Origin of the sequence: Paenibacillus amylolyticus, assembly GCF_036894225.1 — a bacterium.
GTDB lineage: Bacteria > Bacillota > Bacilli > Paenibacillales > Paenibacillaceae > Paenibacillus > Paenibacillus amylolyticus.
In genome coordinates this window covers 2,655,178-2,670,019 of the sequence record NZ_CP145892.1, presented here as the reverse complement: position 1 = coordinate 2,670,019, position 14,842 = coordinate 2,655,178, and the positions used below count along the sequence as shown (strand labels likewise).

The 14,842-nt window shown below is 45.2% G+C and carries 17 protein-coding genes; 2 read left to right on the top strand and 15 right to left on the bottom strand.

The window, feature by feature from the left end; all coding sequences use genetic code 11:
- Positions 1 to 78: 78 nt before the first annotated feature.
- From V6668_RS12105 to V6668_RS12075, 7 genes are all read right to left on the bottom strand, one after another.
- Positions 79 to 765 (bottom strand): hypothetical protein, encoded by a 687-nt coding sequence (locus tag V6668_RS12105; RefSeq protein WP_338708522.1) that lies wholly within the window; start codon positions 763 to 765, stop codon positions 79 to 81.
- Between the two features lie 391 nt (positions 766 to 1,156).
- Positions 1,157 to 2,254 (bottom strand): Gfo/Idh/MocA family oxidoreductase, encoded by a 1,098-nt coding sequence (locus tag V6668_RS12100; protein WP_338708521.1) that lies wholly within the window; start codon positions 2,252 to 2,254, stop codon positions 1,157 to 1,159.
- Between the two features lie 61 nt (positions 2,255 to 2,315).
- Positions 2,316 to 3,488: a Gfo/Idh/MocA family oxidoreductase gene (locus V6668_RS12095; protein WP_338708520.1), complete on the bottom strand. Its 1,173-nt coding sequence runs from the start codon at positions 3,486 to 3,488 to the stop codon at positions 2,316 to 2,318.
- Positions 3,485 to 4,399, bottom strand: coding sequence for a sugar phosphate isomerase/epimerase family protein (locus V6668_RS12090; RefSeq protein WP_338708929.1), 915 nt, complete (start codon positions 4,397 to 4,399; stop codon positions 3,485 to 3,487). Before V6668_RS12090 ends, V6668_RS12095 begins: the two co-directional genes overlap by 4 nt.
- A gap of 347 nt (positions 4,400 to 4,746) precedes the next feature.
- On the bottom strand, positions 4,747 to 5,244 hold the full coding sequence (locus V6668_RS12085; protein WP_221825166.1) for a metallophosphoesterase family protein: 498 nt from the start codon (positions 5,242 to 5,244) through the stop codon (positions 4,747 to 4,749).
- A gap of 59 nt (positions 5,245 to 5,303) precedes the next feature.
- Complete coding sequence (locus V6668_RS12080) at positions 5,304 to 5,738, bottom strand: Rrf2 family transcriptional regulator (protein ID WP_076208829.1); 435 nt, start codon at positions 5,736 to 5,738, stop codon at positions 5,304 to 5,306.
- A 42-nt stretch (positions 5,739 to 5,780) separates the two neighbouring features.
- Positions 5,781 to 6,158 carry a DivIVA domain-containing protein gene (locus V6668_RS12075; RefSeq protein WP_017689054.1) on the bottom strand — a complete coding sequence of 126 codons (378 nt, stop codon included), beginning with the start codon at positions 6,156 to 6,158 and terminating at the stop codon, positions 5,781 to 5,783.
- 199 nt (positions 6,159 to 6,357) lie between these two features.
- Here V6668_RS12075 and V6668_RS12070 point away from each other — a divergent pair, with 199 nt between their 5' ends.
- Complete coding sequence (locus V6668_RS12070) at positions 6,358 to 6,924, top strand: TraR/DksA C4-type zinc finger protein (RefSeq protein WP_036609176.1); 567 nt, start codon at positions 6,358 to 6,360, stop codon at positions 6,922 to 6,924.
- 189 nt (positions 6,925 to 7,113) lie between these two features.
- Here V6668_RS12070 and V6668_RS12065 read toward each other — a convergent pair whose 3' ends face one another.
- The 7 genes from V6668_RS12065 to V6668_RS12035 all read right to left on the bottom strand — a co-directional run bounded on the left by V6668_RS12065 (position 7,114) and on the right by V6668_RS12035 (position 13,539).
- On the bottom strand, positions 7,114 to 7,806 hold the full coding sequence (locus V6668_RS12065; protein ID WP_076326798.1) for an ArsR/SmtB family transcription factor: 693 nt from the start codon (positions 7,804 to 7,806) through the stop codon (positions 7,114 to 7,116).
- 133 nt (positions 7,807 to 7,939) lie between these two features.
- Positions 7,940 to 9,229, bottom strand: coding sequence for an MFS transporter (locus tag V6668_RS12060; protein WP_338708519.1), 1,290 nt, complete (start codon positions 9,227 to 9,229; stop codon positions 7,940 to 7,942).
- 262 nt (positions 9,230 to 9,491) lie between these two features.
- A complete protein-coding gene (locus tag V6668_RS12055; protein ID WP_076249770.1) occupies positions 9,492 to 9,767 on the bottom strand; it encodes a barstar family protein in 276 nt (91 codons plus the stop codon).
- 14 nt (positions 9,768 to 9,781) lie between these two features.
- Positions 9,782 to 10,222, bottom strand: coding sequence for a ribonuclease (locus V6668_RS12050; protein ID WP_036609184.1), 441 nt, complete (start codon positions 10,220 to 10,222; stop codon positions 9,782 to 9,784).
- A gap of 269 nt (positions 10,223 to 10,491) precedes the next feature.
- On the bottom strand, positions 10,492 to 11,499 hold the full coding sequence (locus tag V6668_RS12045) for a Gfo/Idh/MocA family protein (RefSeq protein WP_076249771.1): 1,008 nt from the start codon (positions 11,497 to 11,499) through the stop codon (positions 10,492 to 10,494).
- 2 nt (positions 11,500 to 11,501) lie between these two features.
- The gene (locus V6668_RS12040) at positions 11,502 to 11,876 is read right to left on the bottom strand and encodes a helix-turn-helix transcriptional regulator (RefSeq protein WP_036609188.1); all 375 of its coding nucleotides are present in this window, start codon (positions 11,874 to 11,876) and stop codon (positions 11,502 to 11,504) included.
- Between the two features lie 514 nt (positions 11,877 to 12,390).
- Positions 12,391 to 13,539 (bottom strand): acyltransferase, encoded by a 1,149-nt coding sequence (locus V6668_RS12035; protein ID WP_338708518.1) that lies wholly within the window; start codon positions 13,537 to 13,539, stop codon positions 12,391 to 12,393.
- A gap of 72 nt (positions 13,540 to 13,611) precedes the next feature.
- On the opposite strand from V6668_RS12035, the gene V6668_RS12030 reads away from it, so the two are divergent.
- Positions 13,612 to 14,004, top strand: coding sequence for a YidH family protein (locus V6668_RS12030; RefSeq protein ID WP_289392078.1), 393 nt, complete (start codon positions 13,612 to 13,614; stop codon positions 14,002 to 14,004).
- A 177-nt stretch (positions 14,005 to 14,181) separates the two neighbouring features.
- On the opposite strand, the gene V6668_RS12025 is transcribed toward V6668_RS12030, so the two are convergent.
- On the bottom strand, positions 14,182 to 14,787 hold the full coding sequence (locus V6668_RS12025) for a general stress protein (RefSeq protein WP_017689064.1): 606 nt from the start codon (positions 14,785 to 14,787) through the stop codon (positions 14,182 to 14,184).
- Positions 14,788 to 14,842: the final 55 nt, after the last annotated feature.

Here is a 14,842-nt window from a genome sequence, read left to right as displayed (position 1 = left end):
CTGATGTCTCCGACTTCCTGAATTGCCCACAAAATTTCTAATAAAGGTTTTCAAACATTTTTTTAGTTTTCTTAGGTTTTAATTCTGAGTTTTATTCTTCTTAAAATACTTTTCAAATACTTCGTTACCAATACCAATTTCCGGAATCACCTTATTTAATATTCCTTCCAGAGTAGAGTCAAATTCATTCAGAAAAGGTACTAGTTCGTTGAAATTAAATCCATTTATAATAACCTCTAATTTATGACTACTTCCTCCAGTAAAATTAATATCATCTGGAAGCGCTTGATAGTGCACTATTTTATTCCTAATACTTATTATCTCTCGTATTTGATTAATCATTTTATCTGATAGCGTTTCACCCGTTGTCATTTTAAAAAACCATCCTATTTTGTCTGGAATCTTTAGTCCAGTGATAGCTTTTGTAATTTCATCTGCTTCGAGCCCTTGCTTTACGGAAAGTACCTCGCGATAAAAATGATTAAGGATATGTTCTATACAAGTTCCTGCCATGATAAATGCACTTTTAAATCTCTTTGACTTTATTTCGGATTCGGTAGCTTCAATAAATTCGCTATAATTGAGCATCTGAATTTGAAGTTCAGCTACTAATGCTATGCCTTTTTCTATTATTTCTGTTCTATACTCAGAATCGTCAATCTTATCCATATCGAGCTCGCCAGAACGAATTAAGTTTGTTAGCAAAACAGGCAATAAAGTCTCTCCAATTCTAATTATCATTTTTTCATCTTGTAATATCTCCACAGTAATTTTCCTCTCTGAATAAATTAATAATCTTATTCACTTGCACTAAATTATTAATTCTTGAACTAATTCATTAACAATAACAACAATATTAAAGAAGTTTTACGTTGGTTTCGGAGATTTCAGTTAACATCATATCTACGAACTTCGTAAATACCTCTCTTTTCAAACATCATCCGAACTACATATAATATAACCCATAATAATCCATCTGCGAAGTCACAAACGTACTCAAAAAAGCAGCCCGAGTAAACTGTCCTATATGTTAGCCATAACTAACACGTAGGATGCAGTTTACACCCGGGCTGCTCTTTCCTCACTGAACAATAGAAGAATGCCGATAACCTTCAGTGATCAAACTTTTCTCCCCTTGCGCTCCTTCACCTAACATTTACTTCGCTCCGCTGCTCCACACCACGCGCTCACTCATCGCTTTATGCTGTGCAATCAGGCAGAGTTCTGCCGCTTTGAATGCATGTTCCTGTGTCATAGCGGTCTCGGTCCGGTCCAGACAATCGCGAATGAGTTGACCAAAGAAAGGATAACCAACCTTGCCTTTTACATTGTAGCGGTACTCCCCTTCATGATTGACCAGATACAACTGATCCCCCTCAGGTTCCCTGGCGATGTCGATATACTTCCGCAGCTCGATATAACCGTCCGTTCCCAGAATAACTGTACGCCCATCGCCCCATGTACCCAGACCATCCGGTGTGAACCAGTCCACTCGGAAGTAACCGGACGCTCCGTTGTCACCGATCAGGGATGCTTCGCCGAAGTCCTCCAATTCCGGGAACTGCGGGTGATTGAAGTTATGCACACGACTGAACCTTACCTCAGCGTCCGAACATGATGCAAACGTCAGGAATTGTTCGATCTGGTGACTCCCGATATCACAGAGAATGCCACCATACTGCTCATGCTTGAAGAACCAGTCGGGTCTTCCTCCGGCATTTAAGCGATGCGGGCCTGTGCCCATAACTTGCACTACTTTGCCGATTGCCCCTTGTTCGATAAGCTGCCCCGCATAAATCGCACTTTCTACATGCAGTCGTTCACTGTAATACACCATATACTTTTTGCCTGTTCGCTTCACTTCTTCTCGTGCAAGCTTTAATTGCTCCAGCGTGGTAAACGGGGCTTTGTCTGTAAAATAATCCTTGCCTGCGGCCAGAACTCTCATGCCAAGCGGTGCACGATCTGAAGTGATCGCTGCACTTGCCACCAATAACACCTCATCATCCGCAAGCACTTCGGCTTCAGATCCAGCAACTTGAGCCTGTGGGAACTGTTTCCGAAATGCCTCTACCTTCGCCGGGTCCGGATCATACACCCATTTGAGAGTAGCTCCAGCCTCCAACAATGCACCAACCATGCCGTAGATGTGTCCATGATCCAGCGCAACTGCAGCAATCGTGAACTCACCCGGACCACATACGACCTCTTTTGTAACACTTTTTGGTGCATAGAACATTCCATCTTTAGCCATGTCATCCCATCCTTATTATAAAATGTTGATTACAATGAACTCGTTTTATATAAAATCGTCTTCATTTAAACGTCTGACTCAAATCAGCAGGTTGACTGCCACTGAATGCCTTGTCTTTCTTCGTCGTTGATCCAGCAATGCGTTCCTGCAGATGCTCATAGAACAGATCCTCATCAATCGGCAGATCCACCCAGTTATCCGTCCAAGTGGACAGCAGCATCGCATTGGATAACGTCAATCCGTGTATACCATCTTCACCGGGAGCAATGAGTGGTGCGCCTGTACGAATCGAGTCAACCCAGTTGCGAATCAGGCCAGGGTGCCCCGTTTCCACACCTGTAATCGGAACCTCACATTTCCAACATTCGGGCTGTCCAAAACCTCCGGTAAACCGCTGATTGAATTCAGGTTCAGATTCCCGAAGTCGCCAGAACGTAAGTTTTCCATCTTCGATCACGATTTTACCCCGGTCTCCGTTGACCTCGAATCGATTGGTACCCGGTGCTTCTCCAGTAGTCGTTACGAAGACACCCGTTGCTCCATTTTCATACTCCACATAAGCTGTTACATCATCTTCCACTTCAATGTTCCGATACTTGCCAAACGAACAGAAAGCACGCATTCGCACCGGCATCATGCCGATGGTCCACTGCCACAGATCCAGTTGATGCGGGTCCTGGTTAATCAGTACACCGCCCCCTTCACCTGCCCATGTTGCCCGCCAGCCGCCGGAATCATAGTAACTTTGGGATCGATACCAGTTCGTAATAATCCAGTTGGTACGCCGTACCTCTCCCAGTTCCCCTGAAGCAATCAAGTCTCTCAGTTTAATATAGAGTGGATTGGTCCGCTGGTTGTACATCATGGAAAAGACTTTACCGCTGGCTGCGGCCGCTTCATTCATCTTGCGTACCTGTTTCGTATATACACCGGCCGGCTTCTCGATCATGACATGCAAGCCATGCTGGAAAGCCTGAATGGCTTGTTCCGGATGATCATAATGCGGCGTTGCAATAATGACTGCATCAATCGTACCCGAAGCCATCATCTGCTCAGCATCCTGCCAATAGGTTACCGTTGCCGGAAGATGACTGGATACCCAGCTCTCCATCTCTCTTCTTACATCACATACGGCAACCAGTTCTGCACCGGGTACTTCTCCAGCCACCAACGTTCTGGCATGTGCTGCTCCCATGTTTCCAATACCAATCACCGCTACTCGTACGATACTCATGACTGCTCCTCCTCGTCCACACGACGCTCAATTTCGGCGAAAACGTCTGCAAAATGCTGTAACATCGCCTTGGATTCCAAGGCACCACTAAAGTCCTCTATTCCGTAATATCCGTCATACCCGACGGCACGAAGATCCCGCACCATCTGTACCCAATCCACCATGCCTTCAGTCAGCGGCGTCCAGTGACATTTCCAGGCTGTATTCAGAGCCACTCCGCTGCTCTTCTCAGTCACATTAGCCTTTTGTGAATCTTTCCCTTCTGGTTCAAACCACCCGGCATTTTTTACATGTACATGAGCCAGATAAGGCCCCAGCAACTCAAGTCCCATCCGATGATTCTCATATCCTTCATGCACCATATTGCCTGGATCGTACAATACACCAACATGCTGCGGGTCGAGCGATTGCACAAGTCGATAGGCCAGCGATGCCGTCGGTGCAATCGTCTGGTGATGTGTCTCTACAATCGCCTTGATGTTGTACTGTTTGGCCAGATCTTGTACTTCACTCAGGTAATCAACGGCTTTACGATACAACTCAGGATAACTGGTCTTGCGATCATATCCAGGAACACCCACACGCATCATAGATGCTCCTAAACCAGCCGCAGCCTGAAACGCTTGCTTGGTGGCAGACAGATCTTCACAGTTCAGATACGGTACAAGTGCGATCGATTTTCTACCTTTCCCTAACGCTGCTTCACGAAAAACAGGAACCTGTTCCTCCCAGCGGCTCGGATCTACCGAGCATCGATTATTTCTCCAGTAAGAAGGCTCTTCAGATATAGCATCTTCAGGAATTCCACGGAATCTCCACTCAATTCCATCAATTCCCGCTGCTGCCGCAGCCGATGCCAGTTCTTCTGCATTCAGATCAGGGGTAGCCACCGTGAATACAGACAGTTTCATCATGATCCATCTCCTTATGTAAACGTATTCATTTCATGTCGTAAAGGCATTGTATCACTCCACTGAACGTCACCATAGGGGAAAACGCCAACAGATGAATGACAGATAACGAACAGAGCACATTCCCCATTCAGAGATAACTTCCAAGAGAATGATGTGATCAGAAATCAAAAAAGACATCCCTGGAACAGATTTGAATTCTGCTCAAAGATGCCTTGTACAATAATCATATATATAAGATGAAATTTAAGGAGAAGGTTCCCTCTCAGTTATCAAGTCGCCACTTCAGTAGCTGGTTCTGGTTCTAGCTCTTGTACTCGTCCAACTTGCAACCAGCGCTTATCTCTCTAATCCCGATCAAAGAACACATGTTCAGCCTGTATTTTCCCCTGATCTATTGTCATGATGCCAAATGAGTATTGTTTCTGAAAACGCCGATCCGTAGGCGACCCCGGATTAAATACCAGTGTGTTGTCCACGGTATGCATCACCGGGATATGTGAGTGTCCGTAGATCACAGCATCCACATGCTGGCCTGCAAAGGTATGAATTGCATTCTGCTCCGTACCCTTTGATCCCAGATGACCGTGCACTAGCCCCAGACGAAGTCCTTCCACTTCAACAATACGGGAATATCCCAGTTTTTCAGCGATTTCGGACGGGTCTGTATTACCCGCTACCCCTTCAACTGGTGCATACTCACTAAGCAATGGGTACACACTCCAATCCGACCAGTCACCGGCATGAAGAATGAGATCGGCACTCGGCAATACATCCAAGAGCCTAGTCGGTAACTTCCGTGATTTACGTGAACAATGCGTGTCAGAGATGACTACAATTTTCATATAACAACCCACCTTTCCTTTAAGCCTTTATGAACATGCACTTTAAGTCTTGTTGCAATCTATTCTGTCTGTGATGGAACAGCTTGCATCTGAGTACAGGAACGTTCCATATCTTCGAGTGTAATGGATGCAAAGAACTGCTCCACCTTCGCCTCGGCAACCTGATACAGATTAGTCAGCAAGCCGTCTATATGCAAGCCTACCTCACAATCCGGGTTACAATTGCCGTGAATCGGGAACAATGGACCTTCGTCCTTGGCAGCCTGATAGATCATGGCTAATGTGATTTCACTTGATGGCTTCGCTAAGTAGAAACCTCTTGTTCCAGGAGAGGAATTCACCAATCCTGCCTTTTTCAGCCCGCCCAGAATACGTCTGACGACGACAGGGTTGGTATTCACGCTACCTGCAATATGTGCAGACGTGATTCGTTCAGGCGCGCTGAGTGACAATAACAACAAACAATGCACACTGACCGAAAAATGAGTACTCATGATTAACCACCTTTATTTAATATAATCCAGGACATGCCGACCTTATTCAGAGAACAGATCCTTTTCGGGACGTGCTCTGATCTTGAGCTGTCGCACACTGTATTCCAGTTGTTTCACAATATCATCCAGTTGTTTGCGATCAATCTTGGTCGGATCTTCCACCGGTTTTGCGGACGACTTAAGATCGCGGATCGTTAACTGCTGTTCTTGCCATTTGTCCATCAGATCTGCAATATTGGCATAGAAACGTTCGTAATCTTTGATGACCAGATCAAGATAAGCATCTACCTCATCCGGATCATAACCACGAAGTTTATAATTAAATTGTTTTTCATGTATCGATAACGCATCTAGCTGCACACCCAATTGTTTGAACAATTGTCTTTGTTTATCCAATCTTCGTTTCATATGTTCATCCATATTGACAACCTCCATTATAAGCCAAGCCGTAGTTCTAGTTCCTGGGAAGAACACACGGCAATTTCTCTCTCTATTTTTTATAACACATAATCCGTCAGATATAAAACGATACAGCCCTATTCCTCACGAAAATGATTGCTTTTCTTCCAATTCGGGTAAAGACACACTACACCCCACAACGGGAAAGGAGCATGTCCTTATGAGTACATTAACTAAAGATCAACATCAAATACTGAAAAACGCCCTTTTGGAGCAACGTGAAAACTTGCAGCGTCATTTTGAATCCAGCATGGAAGACGGTGCTCCAGTCGAGTCGCTGAAAGATTCAACCGGTGAGCTGTCCTCCTATGATAATCATCCGGCAGATGCCGGTACGGAAACATTTGAACGTAGCCGTGATCTGGCGATTGACGATACATTAACAGACGAATTCAATCAAGTGAACGACGCATTGGAACGTATGGAGCAAGGTACATATGGAACCTGTGTAACGTGCGGAGAAGATATTCCCTTCGAACGACTTGAGGCTATCCCTTATACCGCTTACTGTATTGACGACACGCCTAACCGGGAGATCAGCAACGATCGGCCCGTTGAAGAAGAGGTAATGACCATGCCTCCGAGTGGTGCTGGAGAAGGAAGACAGCAGCGGGCCGGCAAGTTCGACAACGCAGATGCCTGGGAAGCGGTCGAAGAATATGGTACATCCAACTCCCCCGCAACCGCAGCTAAACGTGATGTGAAGGGCTACGATGAGAACATGTAACTTTGTTATGAACCGAAACGTTAAGCGTCAAAATTGATTGATTCCATAGACCGCTCCACCATTAGCCTTCCTTATCACGCATTAAAAAGCCGCCATTGGGCGGCTTTTTCTAGTTTTCTCCATAGCAGTCTCTCACATTTGCCGTTACTTGCTTCCTGCGATAACGCTAAACCCATGTATTCCATCCATTTATTCTTCCGACTCACTACCAGATGATGCAGATTCCTGCCGCTTAGACACAGATCGAGACGTTTTCGGAGTTGCTTTACCCTTACTGGACGTAGCTTTCTTTTTCTCTTTTGCATCTGTCTTAGAAGCAGGTATTTTCACTATAGGTTTAGAGAGAGCAGAGAATAACTGAAAGACCTCATGTTCCCCTTGTCGATTCTCTTTTGTAGTATAGGGTTCACAGAGTTTTATGATGTTTTTATACAGCTGCTCTACTTCCTCACGGGTTGCATACAGCGTGATGTCCGAGAGAAACATCCGATCTTCGTTTTCCGCCTGATGCATGAATCGCTGACGACTCTGTTCGAACATTTCATTTAATAATTTGAGCGTCTCGGACCGAAACACCTGTTTCAATGGAGAGTTTTCCTTGTCTTCATCTTCGTGACGGAGATGGATCTCTCCGGTGAATGGTTCATAATATTTGGCGATAATCCCATTAATCTCACGCGTGGAAACGATGGTCAACAGACCGATTTTCTCCAGCTTTTTTACATGATAGTGAACTTTGGCTGGCACCTCACCCATCTGGTCGGCGATCTCTTTGACAGTGGATGGTCTGCCCTGCTTGTTAAACATATTCATGATCTGTATCCGATACGGATCGGAGTAGATTTTAATTTCTTCAATTGTTGAAAGAACCTTGTGCGCCATCCCTGTATCCTCATTTCCGGGGTACCTGTTGTCCATCGATATCTCTATTATAACGTTGCGTCAGGACTTCGGTCAAAACGAGCGAGAAATGACTTGATACAGAAAATTGGCTAATGATCACATCTGAATATCTTCACAGAGCACTTCGAAAACTTTTGCTAAATAACAGCATACCTGCTGACATGGCAAGCATAATACCAAAGACGATAAACAGAACAGGCATGGTCATCCAATCTGCAAGTGCTCCCGAAGCCAGACTTCCAAGGGGTGCAACACTCAAGACGAGCATACTTTGAAGGGCATACACTCTACCCAGCATCTCCGAAGGGGTAACTTCCATAAGATAGGTGGCCAGCGGTGTTGTAGCCAGCGGAATCCCCATACCCATCAGTAGACAAAAGGCCGCTGCAACCGGCAGTTGGAAGGAAGTCATGTAAGCGGGTAGTGCCGTCATCGCATAACTGAGACCCAACATGACAATACCGCTGATGACCAGCACACTTTTACGATAATTCGCTCCCCTTTGTGTCAACCATACACCGCTAAGCAACATACCTCCCACCATCAGCCCACTAAGCAGACTTAATCCCCCAGCGCCAGCATGCAACGTTTCAATGACATAGGGTGTACGAAGAACATTAAACGGCATCAGGCAGAAATTAACGAAAGCAAACAGGATGGAGACAATTAACAATAAGGCATGTTTACGGAGAAAATGAAAAGCTTCCGCCATTTCGGAGAATATACTACTTTTGTCGGATGGAAGAGAATCCATTTCAATTGATGTTTTATATCCCTTGTTAGCAGCTGTTAAGGCTTCAGGGTAGCCTACTCGGCTCATAATTAAAGCACTTAGCGCAAACAACCCCGCATCAATCAAGATCGTCCAGGCAATCCCTATTGTAGCAATAAGGGCACCCGCCACTGCAAGTCCTGCGAGTTCGGCCACTCTGGTTGCGGAAGAGGACATGGCATTACCCGAAAGCAGCATTGATGGGGGAAGCAATCGGGGGACACTGGACACTTCTGCAGGACTAGTGAAGCATTCCAGCAAAGAATTCAGAATTGTAATGACAAACAGATGCCAGACTTCAAGTTGGCCCAATCCAAACAGCAGAGCTGTAATACCCACCAACAACCCGCGACCGGTATTCGTAATCACAATCACTTTTTTGGGAGACATGCGATCAACCAAAGCCCCGGCGAACAGACCCAGAAGGATATTGGGCAAAAAATTCACCGCCAGCAACGTACCCATCAACACTTTCGAACCGGTTAGAATGTAAACCATCCAACTGTAGGCAATCGAGTCAATCGAATCACCAAATCTGGATACAACTTTACTAAGCATAAATTGCATGTACGGTCTGATTCGTATTAACTCACCCATACCTTGCTTGCCAACTGCTGTGTTATCACTCATCCCTTTTCACTCCTCAACGTTAAAATATTTTTCATGTTAATTTTATTTTAACGTAAGTTATGCAGAAATCAATACCTCCGTGAAAATAATTTTAACGATAAATAAGCAAAGTTATAGCTCGCTATTCTTTCAGAGAATTCGTAATCAACACAGGGACTTTTGGGACAACCTTTTTGAACAACCTCCTATAACAAAAAAAAAACAGACCACATGTGGTCTGCTCGGCTGGACGTATTGTATTTGAACTGTCTTTATTTGCTGCCTACTTCTCAACAAGCAATTGAAATCCAGCCTGTTCAGCCTGTACCTCCAACATCAAATCACGTACCCGGTTTGCTTCATTCCCCAGGCGTTCTTCGCTGATTTGGTAGTTGGTCCATTTTAGCTCAAGTGGCAGTTCAATCGTACCCGTCAAACAATCCCACAATGCATCAAGATTACCGCCATAAAAATCCGGTAGCTTCAGCTTGTCCTTTAATTGTTGATGAAGTTCAGCGCTACTCGTAAAGCCTTCTCCATCCAGAATCACGGTATTCATGGCTGCTCCTTCCTCTACTTCAAACGTGTAAATGATGCATAGTGATCTGTCGTTTTGTAGATGAGTCCATCATTGGAGTACACAATTCGATCCGAATTACGGAAGCCGGAAGTATAGTTAATATCCGCTTCGCGCCATGTACGTCCGCTGGCCGAAGGCAGAAGCCCCTCCCGATTGCCAAATGTATCCCCACCGATGCTTTTCCCAGGAGCAACTACAGCCAAGTTTCCTTTTGACGCTACCCAGCCAAGTCCTGTTGCCTGTGATTTGGTAATAAAGTTACATGGCAACGTTCCATTTGCACTCAAATAATTTGCTACACCTGTAAACGTATTGATGATGGTACATGTTGCAGCAGATGCCTTCTGCTGTGCGACTGGAGTGAACTGTGAACCTGTGAGGAAAACAAACGTTAACAACAATGCCAGTAATGCGGTGGATATCAATTTTTTCATCAATCCGGCCTCCCGATCCCTCAAAGTAGATGAACGTTGTCACGATATGCGTTCTGCAAGCTGTAATGGTCTAGTTGTATGTTCTGCTAGATTATAGTAAACAAGTCATCTCATGACTATTTATATCACATCATTTTGGTAGAAATATCAAATAAAGACGTTGAATTTGTAAAATATTATAATGGTAACATTTTAAGACAGAAAACAAGACTCTCATCCCTGAAGATGGAGTCTACTTTTCTAGTATGTTTAAACTGACCTGACCTAATCTAACCGATCAATTGCACACGTTGACGAGTTCGAGCCGATTCCAGGCACGCATCAATAACGCGCATGTTTTGAATGGTATTTTCCGGACTGAAAGGTAAGGCCTCTCCTTCAAGCACAGCCGTTGCAAACGTCTCCACCTGAAGCACATAGGAATTCGACACGGATACACGTTCCTCACGGCTGACCGAATCGGTGTGCACAATAATCTGAGGTGGAATATCGCTGTTCTCCCAGCCAAATACTTTTGGCAGTTCAATCCGCCCTTCCGTCCCGAGAATCTCCATCTCCGCTCGACCTGAAGCCCACATGCCACAGTCAAAAGTTAAAGCTACCGAATTCGGAAACTCTACCAGTCCCGACGCCATCATATCCACGCCATCATGCTCGTCCGAGAATAGAGCGTGAACTGTCACCGCTTCCGGTTCCTGTCCCAGATACATCCGGGCCGCCGAGATCGGATACACGCCAAGATCGAATAATGATCCGCCGCCCATCTCTCTTTTGAACCTTACATTCTCCTTGTCATCAGCGGTATTACAGGTAAAATTACCATGGATGGCTCTGACGATGCCAATCTCTCCACTAGCTATAATCTCTTGCACACGTCTGTGCTTGGGATGATATCGATACATAATCGCTTCTGCAAAAAGAACACCATGCTGATGACATACCTCGATCATTTCTGCCGATTCATCTGCATTCAAGGCAGCCGGTTTCTCACACAACACGTGTTTGCCAGCCTGTGCCGCTTTGATGGTCCATTCTTTGTGCATATGGTTAGGCAAAGGAATATAGACGGCTTCAATGTCCGGATCAGCGATGAGCTCTTCATAACTGCCATACGATCTGGCAATGCCGAGTTCTTCGGCAAGGGTTTCTGCCTTTTCTTTGCTGCGGCTGGCAATTGCCAACACCTCACCACGTTCAGACTGCTGGATCGCCGGAATGACTGCATTTTTGGCAATGGTTGACGTACCGAGTACACCCCACTGTAACTGTCTGTTCATGCTCATCTTCCTTTCGTACCGTAATTGTCCTCTTCTGCCTTGTGTAACATGCCGAGACAACGATCCAGGTCCGTTTTGACCTGTTTCTTGTATAATTCGGCTTTCTCCGCACCATCATCCGTGAAATGATATAAAACGATTTCCTGAAAATCGACCTTTGGATCATTGCCCTTCAGCTTCTTTGTGCGATAAAAAACACCTTGCTGTACCAATTCATGCAGTGCCCGATATACCTCGCTCTGGGGTGGTACATAACCGTAGTCTTTGAATTCCTGCTTCATCGCCTCCAGCATCTCGTAACCGTACCCCCTGTGCTGTTCAACCATCGTAATCAGATACAGCTTGATAAATGCCCGCTGTGCAATCATAAAAGCCACGTTCATTCCCCTCCTGTCAGAACCTATATATCTAGTATTATAAAACTTATGTTCGGGTTCTGCCATCTTTCTCCGCTTTGCCTCCCTTTTATCCATCTTCAAGGAGGGCGAGCAAGAAATCGTGTGAATACGCGTTAACCTAGGGGAAGCACGGAAAAAGGTTTTCTGTTGTGAATTTTTCATGTAATGAAATTTTATTTTTTATTCAAAAGAATCAATTTCATAATACCTTTAGCTGCTTCAATCAAGGCTGGATATAGATCGAAACGGTTCAATTTGTCTATATCCAGTTACAGAAATTCATTTTTAGTGAGTTATGAAATTGATTCAAAAGTTGTTTATTTCAGGGCTCAGGGTGTCGTGAGATCGAATGTTAATGACAAGAAAGTCTGTGCAAAAGCTGTAAAAGCTGTAATACCTGTGCTCTGTATCTTGTGTTCGTATACTCTCGTACTCCCGTACACTTCTGTGCGGCTGTGGTGATCTATTGTGAATTTTTCATATGTTGATGTTTTCATTTATTGCGGACAGATTTCGGTACGGCTCCCACAATCCATTTGCCCCAGCTTACACGCGAGATAAGCCATGTCACTACACAGGATAATGTAAGAGCCAACAACCAGGTGATGATCATTCGGACGACAGGGTTCCAGCCCATAGCAACATAAAACAACTCATCCGGAATGTAGCTATACCGCAGCATCAACATATGCATCAGATAACCGCCATACGATACACCACCAATCCATCCCAGCAATCGTGTAGCCCTGAGGTTATGAAGTTTTCCGGCCAGCTGGTACATGACCATAATGGAAGCGATCAGAAAGATTGCCATATCAGGGCGGATCAAGCTGACCGTGTAGAACGTAATTTTGATTCCCTCCGGCTTCTGAAACTCTAGCATTAATAAATAAGTAAACCGCAGACCCAGAACAATAAACACTGTCCAGTATATCCAGCGCAATCGATGAGTCCATTCATTCCAGTGCTGGACAGATAACCCTGCTGCTGCACCAAGTACAAAATAAATAAAGAAATAGAGGAAATTACGGTCTGCATACGTTGTAAAAGCATCTGTCAGCACCGGGATATTCACCTGTTCCATGAACTTGGCGATGTTTCTTAATTGATCCGCAAGTACAAGATACACCACACCAGAAATCAATAATGCGATCAAGCGCCCCTTGGCCTCATATCGGTTATATACATAACGAATGGCTCGCAAAAAGAGCGGAAATAACAGATAAAACTGAATCAACATAATGATGTACCAAAAGTGTGAAGTCGTTTTGCCCGTAAGCAACTTCAGGCCTAGGTCTGGGATGTCATTCCATCCAAATCCGGTCCAGCCCCGCGGTGCAAGTGTAAAATAAATGAGTGACCAGATCAGGTAAGGCACGATCACGTCGTTTACTCTTTTTCTCATAAACTTGCCGTAATTCAGCTTGTCTCCCGTGTTATAGAAGAGCACCATACCTGTTATGAATATGAATAAAGGAACTGCAAATTTGGAGAGCATCAGCAGTATGGCCAGTAACACGCCATCCTCCAGTCTCGTTTCCGGGACCAATGAGTAATGTGCGATGGAATGCTGGAGAACCACCGCTCCAAAGGCAATTCCCCTTAAGCTCTCTATTTCTGTAATTCGTTCTTTGCGAGGCATATATTCAGCCATCCTTTCTTGGTTTTGCGATAAAAACAAAGTACAATGAAGCCGTATATTTATTGAACGGAGTTGATTCACATTTCTTTAACAGACAAAGACGTAACCACTACCGATTCCAAGTATGTCCAGCAACATCTGGCTAACGAGCGAACTTTTCTGGCCTGGGTGCGCACGGGTATTGCCATGGCGGGCATAGGCTTTCTTGCTGCCGGATTTGGTTTCAATTCGTCGGCGTATGATCAACTTGCACATGTTGCGGCGATTATTACGGGTATCACTTCTCTGATTGGCGGCATATCCATCATTGTGTATTCGGCAGCAGCGTATCATCGGAAGCGTACACAAATCAATGAACAGACGTTTCAGGCATCGACCGGATTAATCCGGTTTCTTACCATGATGCTACTGGTGATTGGACTCGCTTTGGCTGTACTGTTATATGTATTGTTATTCCCTGCTTGACTGGGTAAAAACACCATCCGACGTTATTGACACCCACCTATATGCAACACAGGGACAAAAGCCGGCTTCCCTTAAGGAAACCGGCTAATGACCATCTGGTGGATCATATATGTCATTCCATTTTACAGATAATAAGTCATTGGGTTTTATTTCATATTGATTAAATTCGCGGCAAGATTACAGGAATGTATTGTTACCGAATCGCGCTGCCTTGTTTTGGGCTTCCAATCTGCGTTCTTCCATATCCAGATCCGGACGTTCGGCTGGCACATCTCCGCGATGAGCTGCTTCGGCTCTGTCTCGGTTAAGCTGGCTGTTGCCACTGAACACATCGTACACATCGGAGTCCCGATCCGTAGAATCTACGAGCAGCAGGATTTTACCATTCTGTACATACTCCTCATACTGTTTAGCGTCCTCTTCCGGAATACCAAGACCCACAAGTCCACCCACCAATCCGCCAGCTCCTGCACCCACAGCTGCACCGGTAAATGCTGCCGCGATAGGGCCTGCGGCCAGAATCGGTCCTATGCCGGGTATGGCTAGTGCACCGATACCTGCGAGCAGACCGGCTACGCCACCAAGGACACCACCTGTTGCTGCACCAGCAGCCACGCCCTCAGGGGCTTTGGTACCTGTCTCTTCCCGAATTGCCTTCAGTTCATCCCGATCTTGTGTAACAACGGAGATTTCATCTGAAGTGAATCCTTGTGCTTTCAAACCCTCGATAGCCTGCGATGCTTCACGTTCTGTATTAAACACACCTACGATTTTCTTCTGCATAGTGAATCCCTCCTCATATTATTGAGTGGTTCGCTATGTTATTACCCGCCTAAGT